Origin of the sequence: Streptomyces sp. NPDC088116, assembly GCF_044741745.1 — a bacterium.
In the GTDB taxonomy this organism is placed as follows: Bacteria; Actinomycetota; Actinomycetes; order Streptomycetales; family Streptomycetaceae; genus Streptomyces.
The window spans coordinates 316,110-330,972 of the sequence record NZ_JBIUTF010000003.1 but is presented as its reverse complement, the minus strand read 5'-3'; the positions used below and the strand labels follow the sequence as shown (position 1 = coordinate 330,972).

At 70.2% G+C, this 14,863-nt stretch carries 19 protein-coding genes; all 19 read right to left on the bottom strand.

What is annotated here, in order from left to right; all coding sequences use genetic code 11:
- Nucleotides 1–29 precede the first annotated feature (29 nt).
- Nucleotides 30–596 (bottom strand): hypothetical protein, encoded by a 567-nt coding sequence (locus ACIOJD_RS13935; protein WP_401912400.1) that lies wholly within the window; start codon nt 594–596, stop codon nt 30–32.
- Nucleotides 550–1,890, bottom strand: coding sequence for a methylaspartate mutase (locus ACIOJD_RS13930; protein WP_401912398.1), 1,341 nt, complete (start codon nt 1,888–1,890; stop codon nt 550–552). Before ACIOJD_RS13930 ends, ACIOJD_RS13935 begins: the two co-directional genes overlap by 47 nt.
- Nucleotides 1,887–2,420: a cobalamin B12-binding domain-containing protein gene (locus ACIOJD_RS13925; protein ID WP_401912395.1), complete on the bottom strand. Its 534-nt coding sequence runs from the start codon at nt 2,418–2,420 to the stop codon at nt 1,887–1,889. The genes ACIOJD_RS13930 and ACIOJD_RS13925 overlap by 4 nt, the downstream gene beginning before the upstream one ends.
- 12 nt (nt 2,421–2,432) lie before the next feature.
- Nucleotides 2,433–3,230 (bottom strand): 2-hydroxychromene-2-carboxylate isomerase, encoded by a 798-nt coding sequence (locus ACIOJD_RS13920; protein WP_401912393.1) that lies wholly within the window; start codon nt 3,228–3,230, stop codon nt 2,433–2,435.
- A complete protein-coding gene (locus ACIOJD_RS13915) occupies nt 3,227–4,180 on the bottom strand; it encodes a thioesterase family protein (protein ID WP_401912391.1) in 954 nt (317 codons plus the stop codon). Before ACIOJD_RS13915 ends, ACIOJD_RS13920 begins: the two co-directional genes overlap by 4 nt.
- A gap of 57 nt (nt 4,181–4,237) precedes the next feature.
- On the bottom strand, nt 4,238–5,104 hold the full coding sequence (locus ACIOJD_RS13910; RefSeq protein WP_401912389.1) for an alpha/beta fold hydrolase: 867 nt from the start codon (nt 5,102–5,104) through the stop codon (nt 4,238–4,240).
- Between the two features lies 1 nt (nt 5,105).
- On the bottom strand, nt 5,106–6,074 hold the full coding sequence (locus ACIOJD_RS13905) for a beta-ketoacyl synthase N-terminal-like domain-containing protein (protein WP_401912387.1): 969 nt from the start codon (nt 6,072–6,074) through the stop codon (nt 5,106–5,108).
- Entirely contained in the window at nt 6,071–7,207 is a 1,137-nt protein-coding gene (locus ACIOJD_RS13900) for a beta-ketoacyl synthase N-terminal-like domain-containing protein (protein ID WP_401912385.1), read from the bottom strand. The genes ACIOJD_RS13905 and ACIOJD_RS13900 overlap by 4 nt, the downstream gene beginning before the upstream one ends.
- A complete protein-coding gene (locus ACIOJD_RS13895) occupies nt 7,182–8,375 on the bottom strand; it encodes a beta-ketoacyl synthase N-terminal-like domain-containing protein (protein WP_401912383.1) in 1,194 nt (397 codons plus the stop codon). Before ACIOJD_RS13895 ends, ACIOJD_RS13900 begins: the two co-directional genes overlap by 26 nt.
- Nucleotides 8,372–9,580 (bottom strand): beta-ketoacyl-[acyl-carrier-protein] synthase family protein, encoded by a 1,209-nt coding sequence (locus ACIOJD_RS13890; RefSeq protein WP_401912381.1) that lies wholly within the window; start codon nt 9,578–9,580, stop codon nt 8,372–8,374. The genes ACIOJD_RS13895 and ACIOJD_RS13890 overlap by 4 nt, the downstream gene beginning before the upstream one ends.
- A gap of 5 nt (nt 9,581–9,585) precedes the next feature.
- Nucleotides 9,586–9,843, bottom strand: a complete 258-nt coding sequence (locus tag ACIOJD_RS13885; RefSeq protein ID WP_401912378.1) for an acyl carrier protein — start codon at nt 9,841–9,843, stop codon at nt 9,586–9,588.
- A 53-nt stretch (nt 9,844–9,896) separates the two neighbouring features.
- Nucleotides 9,897–10,394, bottom strand: a complete 498-nt coding sequence (locus ACIOJD_RS13880) for a 3-hydroxyacyl-ACP dehydratase FabZ family protein (protein WP_401912376.1) — start codon at nt 10,392–10,394, stop codon at nt 9,897–9,899.
- Nucleotides 10,381–10,800 carry a 3-hydroxyacyl-ACP dehydratase FabZ family protein gene (locus ACIOJD_RS13875; protein WP_401912373.1) on the bottom strand — a complete coding sequence of 140 codons (420 nt, stop codon included), beginning with the start codon at nt 10,798–10,800 and terminating at the stop codon, nt 10,381–10,383. Before ACIOJD_RS13875 ends, ACIOJD_RS13880 begins: the two co-directional genes overlap by 14 nt.
- Nucleotides 10,797–11,537: a 3-oxoacyl-[acyl-carrier-protein] reductase gene (gene fabG / locus ACIOJD_RS13870; RefSeq protein WP_401912370.1), complete on the bottom strand. Its 741-nt coding sequence runs from the start codon at nt 11,535–11,537 to the stop codon at nt 10,797–10,799. The genes ACIOJD_RS13875 and fabG overlap by 4 nt, the downstream gene beginning before the upstream one ends.
- An 81-nt stretch (nt 11,538–11,618) precedes the next feature.
- The gene (gene sbnB / locus ACIOJD_RS13865) at nt 11,619–12,626 is read right to left on the bottom strand and encodes a 2,3-diaminopropionate biosynthesis protein SbnB (RefSeq protein ID WP_401912368.1); all 1,008 of its coding nucleotides are present in this window, start codon (nt 12,624–12,626) and stop codon (nt 11,619–11,621) included.
- 1 nt (nt 12,627) lies between these two features.
- Complete coding sequence (gene sbnA, locus ACIOJD_RS13860) at nt 12,628–13,635, bottom strand: 2,3-diaminopropionate biosynthesis protein SbnA (protein WP_401912365.1); 1,008 nt, start codon at nt 13,633–13,635, stop codon at nt 12,628–12,630.
- On the bottom strand, nt 13,632–14,180 hold the full coding sequence (locus tag ACIOJD_RS13855) for a DUF3995 domain-containing protein (protein WP_401912363.1): 549 nt from the start codon (nt 14,178–14,180) through the stop codon (nt 13,632–13,634). The genes sbnA and ACIOJD_RS13855 overlap by 4 nt, the downstream gene beginning before the upstream one ends.
- A 40-nt stretch (nt 14,181–14,220) precedes the next feature.
- Nucleotides 14,221–14,478 (bottom strand): acyl carrier protein, encoded by a 258-nt coding sequence (locus ACIOJD_RS13850; protein ID WP_401912361.1) that lies wholly within the window; start codon nt 14,476–14,478, stop codon nt 14,221–14,223.
- A 108-nt stretch (nt 14,479–14,586) separates the two neighbouring features.
- Nucleotides 14,587–14,811, bottom strand: a complete 225-nt coding sequence (locus ACIOJD_RS13845) for an MbtH family protein (protein WP_401912358.1) — start codon at nt 14,809–14,811, stop codon at nt 14,587–14,589.
- Nucleotides 14,812–14,863 lie beyond the last annotated feature (52 nt).

Below are 14,863 nucleotides of genomic sequence, written 5' to 3'. Positions count from 1 at the left end.
GTCGCCCCCGCTCTCATCGGCAACCGCTGTTACGGCGTTCGTGTCTTCTTCTCGATCGCCCGCAGGATGTCGTGGCGGATGAGGCCGCTGCCCGCGCGCATGAGACCCCAGTAGAGGGCGAACGCGCGGCGGGCGGAGGCATCGGTGGCCAGGACGCGGGTCTCGGTGGAGAGCAGGGTGCCGTCTCCTTCGGGCGTGAGGCGGAAGTTCATCACGACCTTGGACCAGCCCGGCTCCGCGAAGGCCGCGAACGCCTCCGGGTCGCCGCGCTCGATCTCCGGGCGGGAGGGGCGCATGGCGACATAGCGCGCGATGTCGCCGAGGACCACCTCGTGGGGCGGATCGGCGGCCATCTCGCGGGGGGCCATGGACTCCAGGACGCGGAGATCCATCCCTTCGTGCGCCCCGATGTCGATGCCCTTCACCCACGCCGTGGGACCGCCCCGTACCCGCATCAGGCCGAGGGTGACGGGGAGGTCGCCCGCGCGCAGGTCCATGAGGATGTCCCAGACGCGCTCCTGGGGTGCGTGGATCAGGCGACTGTGGTGTTCACGTTTGTCGAAGGTCGGAAGCAGTCGTTCCAGCGTCCAGTTCATGGTGTGCTCCCGGTGTTCTCGGATCGCCGCCGTGCAGTGCCAGGCGGTCGTGTGTGCGTTCCACGTAGGAGAGCGCCGTCAGAAGTTCCGCGCTGCCGACCCGGTGCTCGCGCTCGCGGGAGCCGGTCACGCCGCGAATGGGCATCGCGCCGACGGAGGCCCAGCTCAGCCGCCCCGCCTCGTCGATGTAGCTGCGCGAGCGGCCTGGGTTGTCGGCGTGCAGGCAGTAGGGCACATCGAGATAGCCCTTGGCGAAGGCGCTGACCAGGGCCTTGCCCACGTCCGCGTGGAGGCCGAGGACCGCTTCGACGAGGAGCCGGGCCTCGGCGGCGATGCCGGTGTCCTGGACCGGGAGTGCCGGGGCGCCCTCCACCGCTGCCGCCGCCGCGCCCGCGAACTCCAGCGCTTCGACGTTCTCCTCGATGGTGGGAATGCGCCGGGACTCGGCGGGGGTCTTGACGATCAGCCGCGCGGCGCCGCCGCGTACGGCGAGTTCGGCCGCCTCGCGCAGCAGGTGCAGCCCGCCCTCGCGCGTACGCGGGTACTTGCCCATGTACGTGTACAGGACGATGTGCCAGTCCGTGCCGCGCGGAAGGAGTTCCGCGGCCAGGGAGCGGAGGGCGGCGACGGCCTCCTCGTCCTGCCGCCGGTCGGTCCCCTGGGCGAAGCTGAGGGAGACGCTGCGCAGCCCGTGCTGGTGGAAGAAGAGCCCTTCGAGCACGGTGATGGCGATGAGCAGACTGGGCGGGCACATCTGGCCCATCATGCAGCCGCCGAAACTCTCCAGGTGCGGCTCGATGCCCCTCTCGTCCCGCAGCCGCGCGAACTGCTCGCAGCAGCGGGCCCACGCGTCGGTGGCGACGGCGAGCGGGACGCGGCTGTAGGGCAGGCAGTACGAGACGGGGCCGCCCTCGGTGGCGTCCAGCCCGGCGGCGACGAGGGTGGCGAAGATGTCGTCCGGCAGGGCGGAGCCGTGCCGGATCTGGACGGGGAAGCCGGGACCGCGGATGCCGTCCAGGACGTCCCGGGTGGTCTCCACGCCGTGGGTGACGATCGGATAGCCGTTGAGCCCGATGTCCTCGGCGAGGGCGCGCTCGACGGACGCGTAGTCCTTCACCCTCGTATAGCTGTCGAGGGTGAGGGTACCCACGGTGGCCGCGCGCGCCCCCCGGGTGGCGGCGAGGCCCTGACGCATCTGACCGGGGCTGCTGAAGCCCATGCGGGGCTGGACCAGGAGACCCGTTGAACGGCGCACCTCCGCCAGGCCCACGAAGGAGCCCCGGGCGGCGCTCATGACGCGGGCTCCAGGACATCGGGGCCGGGCTCCAGGACGTCCGGGCCGGTTTTCCGGGCATCCGGGCCGAACTCCCGGGTTTTCGGCGCGGGTTCCAGGGTGTCCATGAAGCGGCCCAGGGCGGCCGGGTCCGCGTCGTCCTGGAACACCGCGTCGAACCCGGCCATCACGAGTTCGTGCGACGCCGTCGCCTGGGTGCCCCCGGTGATGCCCAGCTTTCCGCCGATCACCACCGGGGTGTGCCGTGTTTCCGGCTGGGCGCGCACCTTGCCGATCAGCCGCTTCCCGTCCGCGTGTCCGTGACCGTTGACCGTACTGATCACCACCAGGTCGGGACGGAGTGCGGCGCACTCCCGGATCAGCATCTCGTCGGGCACGCACGCGCCGAGGTTGGTGACGTCATGGCCCATCTCCTCCAGGAGCAACTGGAGGAAGACCAGGTTCCATGTGTGCGCGTCGGAGGACACACTGCTGAGGAGCACTCTTCTGCGGCGGCCTTCGAGGGCCGGGCCGGCGGCTGTCGGTAGCACGGGACCTTCCGTTCAGCCGCAGCCGCCCGCCGAGTCGGAGTCGTACGCGCCGACCCGGTCGAGCAGGTCGGAGGGCACCTCCTGCGGCGTGGCGGGGGTGAGTTGGGCCGCGTTCTCCAGGGCCGGGATCAGCTCGTCGAGGAAGGCGTCGACGCGGTCGAGCCCCCAGAAGCGGTGCCGTCCGACCTTGAAGTACGGGATGCCGAACACATCGTCGTCGTAGGCGGCCGCGAGCGCGTCCACGCCCTCGGCGCGCAGCTCCGGGTCATCGGCGGCGGCCAGCATCTCGTCGCCGTCGAAGCCCGCCGACTCGGCGACGCGGCGCAGCACGTCGGCGTCGCAGATGTTCTCGCCGCGCTCCCAGCGGGCCGCGGTCACGGCCGTGTAGAACTCACGCTCGCGGCCGAGGTGACGCGCCTTGAGCCAGGCCAGGTGCGGACGTTCCCACCACGGGTCGATGTCGATCGGCCAGGCCATGGTGTAACCGAAGCGTGTGGAGAGCCGCTTGGTGTCCTGGAGGATGTAGAGGTGCTTGGCCTTGCTCATCTGGGTGTAGTGGAAGCCGGATCCCCGCTCGTCGAGCGCGGCCACGGTCTTCTCGTCCGGGTCCCAGTACGGGAAATACTCGATGACGTCCGGGGCCTGCGGGAAGCGCTCCTCCAATTGACGCAGGCCCATCCAGCTGAACGGGCTGCGCAGGTTGAAGTACAGCCGGGGCGGCCGCTTCAGCTTCTTCTTCGGCTTCGTGGTGCTCATCGGCTTCGTGGTGCTCATCGGCTTCGTGGTGTTCGCCGGCTCCGTGGCGCTCATCGCCCGCCTCCGAGCAGGGCGGTACGGGTGGTGTCGTCGAACTCGGCGAGCGAGCCCGCGTTCTCGCCGCGGCTGACCGCGTATCCGTGCATGATGCTGCCGGTGGCGGTGTGCACGAGCCGCCCGTCGCGGTACACATAGGTGTTGAACGTCGCGGTGTACATCACTTCCTTGATGATCTCCTCGACAGTGAAGACGGTGTGCAAGGTCTCCTCCATGTACGCGTCGGCCAGCATGTGCACCCGCGCCCGCGACACGACCGGGATCCAGCCCCGCTCGACGAGCATGGTGCGGATGGAGATGCCCCGGTCCTCCAGGAAACGGTCGACGACCTCCTCCATCGCGCGGACGTAGCCCGAGTGCTGGAGACGGTCGGAGAAGTGGCAGTAGAAGTACGGGATCCGCCAGGACCACAGGAACGCGTTGGAGCCGGCGGGGGCGAGCAGACCGGGGACATCGCTCGCCGCGACCTCCGGCGAGGGGGTGTCGACGGCGTCGGCGAGCGCGGACACCTCGGGGACGGTGTAGGGCTCCAGGAACGACGGGACGGGCTGGACTCCGCTCGGCGCGTCCTTCAGCGCGACCAGCGCGACACGGATCTTGCCGGTGAGCACCGTGACGGTCTCGCCGTCCCGTTCGACGGTCAGTCGCACCTTGAACGGCGCGCCGTGACCGGGCTTGGGCTTGCCGGGCTCCACGACCGCGGTCACCTTGTCGTCCACACCGAGCGTGGCCGGCAGGCTCACCGAGTGGTCCACGATCTCCAGGCCCAGACCGTAGGTGTGGTAGAGCGTCTCCGCTCCCACTCCGCGCTCGCGGAAGTACTCGAGGATCGCTTCCTCCGTGAGGTACATGAAGTGCTTGAAGCCGATCCACGTACGGATGTTGGCGCCCTCGTAGCGGGGGCTGCCCACCGGGGTGGTGAGGCTGCCGTCGAGCAGGACTGTCATGGCGTATTCCTTACGGAGCGGGTGTTCACGGGAGTCACGGAGCGGGTGTTCATGGGCTTACGGAACGGGTGTTCGCGGGGTTGCGGAGCGGGTGTTCATGAGGGTGTTCGTCAGGAAGGCGGCGATTTCCGCCGCCACGTCGCCGGTCTGCTCGGCGTGGCAGAAGTGGCCGTAGTGGGCGTGCTGACGGACCGTTGCCGTGGGCATGGCGGCGGCCAGGGCCGTCGCCCGGTTTCCGGCCAGGGACTCGTCGTGCTGCCCCGCCAGGACGAGAGTGGGCACGGCGACATCGGCCAGGGCGAGTTCGGTGGTGCCCACGAACTGGAGGAACAGGCTCAGGAATCCGACGGGTCCGATCCGTTCGAGGGTGGTGTCCACCATCGCGGTGAGGACGTCGGGGTCGATGGTCCTGGCGCGCTCCCCCAGTCCCACGCCCACACCGTCGGCGATGACCCGGCGGAAACCGGCGAGCGCCGCGTCATGCAGCCGCCAGTCCACCGTGAGGCTCTCCGGGCGGTAGAACGGGGCCAGGAGTACGGCGGCGGACGGAATCCGGGTGCCGTCGGACGTTGCCAGGTGTTCGAGTACGGCGTTGGAGCCGAAGGAGTGGCCGAGCAGGACGTCGACGGGTTCCGGGACGAGGTCCAGGGCCTGTCGCAGCCAGTCGGCCGGTGTGCCGTGCTGCCGCCAGCGGTAAGGGTTGCCCGCGCGCCAGGGCAGATCGAGCGCGTACGCCCGGAAGCCCGTGAGCGCCTCGATGAGGGGCCGCCAACTGTCCCAGTTGCCTTCGAGACCGTGGACCAGCGCCACCACGGGTCCCGTCGTCCCGGGCGCCCGGGACACCGCCAACCGCTCGCGCGGTCCGAGGACTTCGGCCACGGGCGTCCAGAACTCCAGCCAGGACGCCTCCTTCGGCTTCGCCATCTCAGGAGGCTCCCGCGGGGACTCGGTCGCCGGCCGGGTCGAGACGTACGGAGGCGTAGCCGTCCTCGTCGTCGCCACAGGTGATCAGCGCGCCGCCGCGCTGTTCGGCGGACGACGACAACCAGGCCGCGGCGACGACGAGTTGGAGCACCCCGAGGGCGCCGTACGTCTCGCCCACGTGGTCGGAGAGGTCGATCCCGCCCGAGGTGCCCACCGCTCCCGGTGCGGCCAGCCGGAGCGCGGCCGGTGCCTCGGAGTCGGCGAGAGCGTCGGGCAGGGGATGGTGGCGTACGCTCCCCAGGCGCGGCCCCTCGCCCTCGGCCTCCAGCACCACGCAGGCCGCCGCCGCGCGCAGTTCGGCTCCTTGCGGCCGCAGGGCGGCCAGGGGCCGGGCGACTTCGTCGTCGGGTTCGACACCGACCACCACGACCCGCCGGGCGCGGCCCGCGCGCAGCAGCAGGGCGCCGAGCCGGACCGCGTCGAGGCCGGAGGTGGCGCCGGCGCACACCATCAGGTTCGGCCCGGTGAAGCCGTAGCGGATGGCGAGGGTACTGGCGATCACATTGCTGGACGCGTTCGGGCCGTTCAGGGGGCTGACGTCGTGGCCGCTGCCGGCGCGCATCTCGGCCACGATGTCGCGGACGGTCCGTACGTTGCCGAGGTTGGAGGCGACGACGACGGCGGTGCCGGCCGCACCGGGGAGCGGTTCCTTCAGCTTGCCCGGGGGAAGGCCGAACGCCCGGTGTACGGCGCACAGCGCGAGCCGCGTCGAGTCCTCCTTGTACAGCAGCCCTTTGCGGCCGAGCACGGTGTGCGCCTCGTCCGGACCACACGCCGGTTCGGGGGCCACGGACGTGAACAGGTCGCCGGCGGCACCTGCCGTCGGCGTGTCGGCACCGGGGACGTGGAGGGCGTACGCGGTGACCCTCACGCCCGTCGCGAATCCGGTGGGGTGCGCGGTGTTGTTCATCGGTCCACCCTGATGATGCTGACGGCGTTGACCCCGCCGAATCCGAAGGCGTTGACCTGGGCGACGCGGGCGTCGCAGTCGGCGGGCTCCCCGACGACGAGGCGCAGCCCCGCCGCTTGTGGGATCGGCTCGCTCAGGCCCACCGTGGCGGGCACCGAGCCGGTGCGTATCGACTCCACGGCGATGAGCAGGCTCATCAGCGCGGCGCTCCCCGAGGTGTGTCCGATGGCTCCCTTGACGCCGGTGACCAGCGGTCCCGGAGCGGCACCGTCGAAGACCTCGCGCAGGGCGGCGGCCTCGGTGGGGTCGTTGAGGGCGGTGCCGGTGCCGTGGGCGAGCACCAGGCCGATGTCCCCCGGGCTCACCCCGGCGCGGCCGTGGGCGTCCCGCATGGCGGCGACGATGCCGCCGACGTCGGGAGCCGTCTCGTGGTGGGCGTCGCAGGACAGGCCCGTCCCCAGGACGGTGGCGAGCGGGCGGATGCCCTCGGCCGTACCGGCCTGGAGCACCACCGCCACCGCGCCCTCGCCCAACAGGACGCCCGCGCGCCCCTCTTGGAAGGGCTGGAGCGCGGCGGTCGGAGTGTCGGCGACCCGGCCGATCATCGTGAGCATGCTCTCGCTCATCGCGTCGCAGCCCGCGGCCACGACCGCGTCGGCCTCGCCCGCCGCGAGCATGTCCTGTGCCAGGGCGAGGGCGTGCCCGGAGGCGGAGCAGGCGTTGGACACCGTGATCACCTCGGTGACCTCCGGGAGCACCGCGCGTACCGCCGCGTCGAAATGCAGATCACGACGGTGTACGGGGACGTCGTCCAGGGCCCAGCGCTCGACGGCACGCAGCTCACGCAGGCCGGTGCCGACGATGACGGACACCCGCTCGCGCGCCGGGTCGATCCCGGCCTGGCGGACGGCGCGGTCCACGCACCGGGCGAGCCAGCGCCCGGCACGCAGTGCCGGTTCGTCCTGGTCCTCGCCCTCGTCGTCCACGTGGTAGCCGCGGGTGACGCCCATGCGGCCGGTGTCGTAGAAGCGCAGCGGCTCGCTGCCGTCGACACCCTCGCGCAGCGCGGCGAAGGTGGCGTCGGCGTCGCCGAGGCAGGTGAGGAAGTCAGCTCCGGTGATCGCGACGTCCACGGTGCCACCCCCTCAGTACGGCCGCCCCGACGGAGCCGTCGGGCGAGACGGAGGTGACGACGGACACCGCCCCGTCGAGTTCCGGGTGGCTGCGGTGACCGGCCAGCAGTGCGGCGATCTGGAGCGAACCGGCGGCGCTCTGGCACTCGCCGACCCATTCCTTGGCGCGTACGTGCCACACCTCGGTGCCCAACGCGCTTTCGATGCCCCGGCGTTCGATGTCGTCCAGGGGCTCGATCCCGCACTCACCGGAGGCAACCGCCCGTACCTGCGACGGCTCCACGCCGGCCCGCTTCAGGGCGCGGAGAACGCAGTGGGCGAGCCCCTCTCCCGCATCGGGAGTGCGTCCGGGCGGGCCGTATGTGCCCGCCTCGACGGCGAGCACCTCGGCATCGGGCAGCCGGCCGGACTCGCGCACGGTCGCCGCGTCCTCGACCATGAAGACGGCGGAGCCCTCCCCCAGACGGGCGCGGTCCTCCCGCTCGCTGTGCTGGCGGTGGGCGAACCAGGCGGTGTGCGGACTGAACTCCTCGACGGAGCCGACGAGCAGGGCGTCCACATAGCCGCGCCGGATCTGGTTGCGTGCGTAGCGCAAGGCGCTCAGTCCGGCGAGTTGTCCGCCCGCGACCGTGGCGTTGACGCCCTTGAGCTTGTGCCAGATCGCCGACTGGCCGGCGGCGCAGTTCATCACGGTGTTGGGGAACAGCACCGGGTTGACCAGGTAGGGCCGGTCGTTGACCAGCGTCTCGCGGCTGTAGTCGCTGGTGGCCTTGATACTGCCCGCGGTGGTGCCCAGGACGATGCCCACGCGGTCGCGGTTTTCGTCGGTCACGAGCAGGTCGGTGTCGTCGAGCGCCAGGGTGCAGCCCAGCAGGCCCAGGGAGGTGCTGCGGTCGAAGAAGCTGGTTCCCTTGCGGCCGAGATGGTCGCGGACCCGGAAGTCGGGCATGGCGAACGCCTCGTCCTCCGGCAGTTCCTCGTCGAACATCCCGGTGACCTCGCGAAGGCCGCTGCGGCCTTCGCCCACGGCGGTGGTGAACTCGTCCGCGCCGATGGCCAGGGAGGTGACGACGCCCCAGCCGGTGATGGCCAGGGTCCCGTCGCGCGGGGTTGCGTGGGGTGGCGGGGCGTCCTGGGCGACGCCGGGGGCGGTGGCGGTGGTGTTCATGCGACCTGTCCGAGGATCGTGATGGCGTTGTTGCCGCCGAAGGCGAATCCGTTGTTCTGCACGACCTTGGGCTGCGCGGGACGGCTCTCGTTCGGCACGGGGTCGATTCCGGGCATGCCCGGGTCCGGGGTCCGGTAGTTGGTGGTCGGGGGCAGGAAGCCCTCGTCCAGGGCGAGCGCGGAGGCGATGGCGCCGAATCCGCTGGCCGCGCCCATGGTGTGGCCGAGCATGGACTTGATGGAGCTGATCGGCGGCGGCCTCTCTCCGAAGACCTCGACGACGGCCTTGGCCTCCATCGTGTCGTTGGCGGGGGTTCCGGTGCCGTGGGCGCAGATGTAGTCCACGTCGGCGGGTGTGATGCCCGCGTTGCGGTGGGCCCGGCGCATGCACTCGGCGATGCTGACGGGGTCGGGGGCGACCATGTGGTTGGCGTCGCAGTTGAGGCCGTAGCCGAGCACCTCGGCGTAGATGTGCGCGCCGCGCGCGGTGGCCGACTCCAGGGTCTCCAGGAAGAGCGCGGCCCCGCCTTCGCCGGTCAGGATGCCCGAGCGGTCCTGGTCGAAGGGGGAGCAGACCTTCTCGGTGAGCGCGCCGAGACGGTAGAACCCGGCGTGGGCCCAGCGGCACACCGAGTCCGCCCCTCCGGCGATCATGTAGTCGGCGTCGCCGGTGAGGATCTGGTCGTAGGCGTAGCCCAGCGCGTAGTTGCTGGCGGAGCAGGCGGTGGAGAGCGTCACGGCCTCCCCGGTGAGGCCGAGTTCCTGGTTGACGGCGTTGGCCAGCCGGGACGCGGGTGCCTGCGCGGCGTATGCGGGGGTGATGCCGGAGAGGCCCGTGTGGACCCACTCGGCGGTCAGCTGCTCGATGACCTGCGACTCACCGCTGGTGGTGCCGATGCTGGAGCCCGCGGCCGCCGCGGACAGCCGCTCCCGGTCGATGCCGGAGTCCTCGACGGCGAGCCGGGCGGCCGCGGCGGCGAACAGGCTGGTGCGGCCCCATTCGGCGGGCGAGATGGTGCGCAGCATGGTCTTCGGGTCGAAGTCCGTGACCTCGCCGGCCATGTAGTGCGGGAAGCCGGTGGAGTCGAAGCTGGAGATCGGGGAGATGCCGCTGCGGCCCTCGCGCAGTGCCTGCCCGAACTCCCGGACTCCGGTGCCGATGCTGGAGACAGGTCCGAGACCTGTGATGACGACGCGTCGGTTCATGATGGTCAGTCCTGCCAGCCGGCCTGCTCGGCCACGACGTCGTAGACGGCCTTGAGGTGGCCCATGTTCGGCAGCTCGGCCTGCGGAATGTCGATCTTGTACTTCTTCTCGATCCTCGCGAGGATCTCGATCGCCCGCAGCGAGTCCGCCTCGTGCTCGTCCACGAACGAGCCCGTCTCGGTGATCTCCTCGGGCTCGACCTCGAGCACCTCGGCGACGATCTCGCGCAGCTCGTCCAGGTGCAGTTCACGCGTTTCGGACATGGTTCTTCTCCTGCGTTGTGGCGGGGATGGGGACGGTGAGCGGTTCGGGGAGTTCAGGAGCCTTCGGAGGCGTCGGCCGCGTCGGAGGCGAGTTCGTCGCGTACGACGGCGAGTACCGAGCCCAGGGTGGCGATACGGACGTCGCCCACCCAGATCTCGCCCCGCATGAGGGCGTTGCCTCCGATGATCCGGTCGATCTCGACGACGTGTCGGATCACATCGCCGGGGTAGGCGCTGCCCGTGATCGTCACGTCGCGGGCGGACCCGAAGATGAGGGTGCCCTCGACGGGTTCGTCCTTCAGGACCGCCGAGTGCAGCCACAGGACGGCGCCGCTCTGCCCGAACGACTCGACGAGCAGCGAGACGGGGTAGGCGTAGGCGGCGGTGGGGAGGTTCTCGTCCAGGCCGGCGTAGCAGGGCTCGCTGCCGGTGACGGCCTTCGTGGTGACGATGCGTGCGCCGGGCTCGATCTCCAGGGCACGGTCGACGAGCAGTACGGGGTGGCGGTGCGGGAGGATCCGGCGGATGTCGGCGTGCTCAAGCGTCGTCATGTCCGTCCTCCCGGATACGCAGTTCGAGGGTCATCCGGGCGGCGAGGACGCCGTCGGCGCGGTGGCACCGGGCCTTGACGCGCACGGTGGACGGAGTGTCCAGGGCGGTCACGTCGCAGCCGATGCTCATCGTGTCTCCCGGGAGCAGCGGGGCGGCGAAGCTGACGGAGGTGATCGCGGTCAGTTCGACGGCCGTTGCCGGGCCGTGCCGCTCGGCGGCCCACTGCCTCACGGCCTGGTGGACGGACTCGATGGTGAACACACCCGGGTAGATGGTGAAGTCCGGGTAGTGGCCCACCAGATACGGGTCGTCGGCGACGATCCGTTTGACCGCCTCGATCCGTGTGCCGGCGGCGCCGTCGACGCTGTCGACGGCTGCCAGCGGGGCGGCGAACCGGCGGTTCACAGGACGATGCCGCCATCGACCTGGAAGACCTGGCCGGTGATGTAGTCGGCACGGTCGGAGGCGAGGAAGGACACCAGATCGGCCACGTCCTCGGGGCGTCCGAAGCGTCGCAGCGGGACCTGGCCGAGTGCCTGCTCGCGCACCTTGTCCGAGAGACGCGCGGTCATGTCGGTCTCGATGAACCCGGGCGCTACGACGTTGACCCGCATGTTGTACGGGCCGAGTTCCTTGGCGAGCGACCTGCTCATCCCGTTGATCCCGGCCTTGGCGGCGGAGTAGTTGGTCTGTGCCTTGTTGCCGTGGATGCCCGCCACCGACGAGATGTTGACGATGACGCCTTTCTTGCGCTTCATGAAGCCGAACGCCATGGACCGGCAGAAGTTGAAGGTGCCGGTGAGGCTGGCGTCGATGACGGCGTTCCAGTCCTCCAGGGGCATGAGCACGAGCGGGTTGTCCCGGACGATCCCGGCCGAGTTGACGAGGGTGTCGAGGGGGCCGAGTTCGGCCTCGGCGTCCTTGATGAAGCCCTGGACGGCTTCGAAGTCCGCTACGTCGCAGGGCGCGTGGTAACAGCGCACGCCCTGCTCGCGGATCAGCGCGGCGGTCTCCTCCGCCCGTTCCTTCTCGCTGCGGTAGCAGAATGCGATGTCCATTCCGTCCTGGGCGAGGCGGATGGCAACGCTTCTGCCGATTCCGCGCGAGCCCCCGGTGACCAGGGCGCGGCGTTCTGTGGACATGGGATTACCTCGTGCTTCGGGTCCGGAATATGGGTGGGTTGTCCGCTGGGGCGGGTGAAGGTCACCGGCTACGAGCGGGAGTTACCAACGGGTGGTCTCGCCGAAGAATCCGTCGATGGAGACGGCTTCGCCCTGGTCGAGTGCGGCCTGGTGGACGAGTCCGCCCACGGCCAGATCGAGTACGCCGAGTCCGAAGGGCGAGAAGACGACGGGCCGGTCGCCGGGGACCCGCACCTCGCCCCGGATGACCTCCGCGAGGGTTCCCGTGATGAATTCGCGGTGGCCGTACTTCTGTTCCGCGAGGTGCGGGGAGGTGTTCGCGGTGAGGCAGTGGCCGATGTCGTCCACGATGTTGTACGCGCCCTCGATGATCTCCGGGCCGATGTCCCGCAGTGAGATGTTGAGAACGGTCTGCCCGGGGGCGAAGGTGCCGGGCCGGGTGAGGTAGGGCTCCCCGGCGGTCGTGGCGAGCACCACCAGGTCGGCTTCGGCGACGGCCGCGTCCCGGTCGGGGGCGCTGCTCGCCCGGTAGCCGAGGGTGCCGGTGGTGAAGTCAGCGAGCGACTGGGCGTATTGCGGGGAGTGGTCGTGGACCAGCACCTCGTCGATCGCCCAGTCCCGCGCCTGGAAGAACTCCAGGATGTTGCGGGCGATGATGCCGGCGCCCACCACGAGGAGCCGCCGTGCGGTGTGCCCGCCGGTCAGGGTCTCCGCGGCGAGGACGGCCGAGGCCGCGGTACGGGCGGCGCTGATCTGGGACGCTTCGAGGCAGGCGAAGGGGTAGCCGGTCGCGTAGTCGTTGAGCAGCAGCACGGCCGAGGCGCGCGGTACGGAGCGCTCGATGTTGGCCGGGAAGCTGGCGATCCACTTGATCCCGGCGGTGTTGTGCCGCCCGCCCAGGTAGGCGGGCAGGGCGATGATCCGGCTGTCGGGCTTGTCGGGGAACCGCAGGAAGTAGCTGTTGGGGTTGACCGAGTCGCCCTGGTCGTGGGTGAGGTAGGTCTCGCGCACCTCCTCCACGATCCGGGTCCTCGATCTGCCGATGACCCGGCGGGCGGTCTCGCCGCTGACCACGTGGAAATCGAACATGTCAACCTTTCAGGAGCAGCGGGCCGTCGGTGTCGGGACGGTCGTCCACCCGGTGGGGGGCCACGGCGGACAGGCCGAACCGCTCCACGACCCAGGCGTCGTCGTAGACGGTGTTGAGGTAGCGGTCGCCGTTGTCGGGGGCGATGGCGACCACGGTGGATCCCGCGGGCAGTTCACCGCCCTTGCGTGCCAGGGCGGCCAGGACGGAGCCGGTGGACGCGCCCATGGCGATGCCCCGGCTCCTGGCGACCGAGCGGCACATCCGTACGGCTTCCGACTCGGGGACGATGACGACCTCGTCGACGAGTTCGGGGGCGCACAGCTCGGGCCTGCGGCTGGTGCCGAGTCCGGGCAGATGCCGCTTGCCCGGCGGGAACCCGAAGGTGACGGAGCCGGCCGTGTCCACCGCGATCACCCGGGTCCGCGGGGAGTGTTCGCGGAAGAAGGCCGCGCAGCCCATCAGGGTTCCGGTGGTGCCGGCGCCGACGAACAGATAGTCCACCTCGGGCACCTCTTCGAGGATGGAGGCGGCGGTCCTGTCGTAGTGGATACGGGGGTTGGCCTCGTTGGCGTACTGGTTCGGCCAGAACAGGGAGGGGTCCTCCTGGAGCCGGTCGCCGATGTAGTCGATCCGGGACTGGAGGTATCCGCCGTTGGCGTCCTTCTTGTCGACGACCACGAGCTCCGCGCCGAACGCCCGGATCAGCGCGGCGTTCTGCGGTGAGGTGTTCGGGTCGGTGACGCAGGTGAAGTGGTATCCGCCGGCGGCGCACACCGAACTCAGCGCCACTCCGAGATTGCCCGAGGACGATTCGATGACGCGGCCGCCGGGCTTCAGCAGATTCCACCGCTTCGCGTCCTCGACGAGGCCGATGGCGGTCTTCAGTTTGATCGACCCGGCAGGGTTGAACCCTTCGATTTTGAGCAGCAGCCGGATATCGGGAACGAGTCCGTCGAACCGCAGGAAGAGACTGTCGAGGACCAGGTCTTGCGCGTTGTCGTAGATCACTTCTCTGCGACTCTCTGCGGGCGCCGCGGACGGTTCTTGACGTAGTGGCGAGTGGCCAGGAGGAGCAGGACGCCCCACACCAGGAACGACAGGTCCCAGAAGAACAGGCGCCACAGCAGCGGCTTCCATTCGATGGGATCGCTCGGCGTGAGGACGCCGCCGGCCACCAGCACCAGGGTCCCCACCTGCAAGGCCCCGTAGAGGATCAGCCCGACCGAACCGCCCCAGCCCGCGAGGAGCATCAGCGGGCGGGGGAAGATCCGGCCCCACGACTGGACGAGGGACAGGGAGAACACGGCGCCCGCGACCTTCATGGCACCGGTGATCCACACGACGGCGATGAATCCGGGATCCCGGTGGCCCGCCATCTCCTGGATCTTGCCTCCCAGGGTGTCGAGGCCGACCGTTCCTCCGGCCGCCCAGTAGAAGCTGACCAGGCCGAAGGCGCCGGCCAGCACCGCGGCCGAGTATCCGGCCCAGGCCACCGAGCGGCCCGGCGGGCCCGCGGGTGGTGGACCGGTCTCCTGAACTGTTGCTGCACTCATGTCCGTCCCTTCCCTCGTGACGTCGTCGGATCGGCGGGGGTCAGTCCTGCCAGCCGGCCTGCTCGGCCACGACGTCGTAGACGGCCTTGAGGTGGCCCATGTTGGGCAGCTCGGCCTGCGGAATGTCGATCTTGTACTTCTTCTCGATCCTCGCGAGGATCTCGATCGCCCGCAGCGAGTCCGCCTCGTGCTCGTCCACGAACGAGCCCGTCTCGGTGATCTCCTCGGGCTCGACCTCGAGCACCTCGGCGACGATCTCGCGCAGCTCGTCCAGGTGCAGTTCACGTGCTTCAGACATGGTTCTTCTCCTGTGTTCGTTGGTGATCGACGGTGTGGTGAAGGGGTGAAAGGTCCTGGGGCGTGTCGTCGGAGTCACTCCGGGCAGGCGGGACTCCGGCAACAGGCCCTAGGAGGCTGGGGCGGCGGCGTCCATGGCGTCCACCAGGCTCTTGGGCCGCATGTCGGTCCAGTTCTCCTCGATGTGGTCGAGGCACGCCTGCCGGGCGTCCGGGCCGTGGGCGGTGGTCCAGCCGGCGGGGATCTCGGCGAAGACCGGCCACAGGGAGTGCTGTCCCTCGTCGTTGACCAGCACCAGATAGGTGGCGTCCGCGTCCTCGAACGGGTTGCTCATTTCCTCGTCTCCTTGTCGGTTCGGGGGATCACTTGGTCGGTTCGGGGCATCA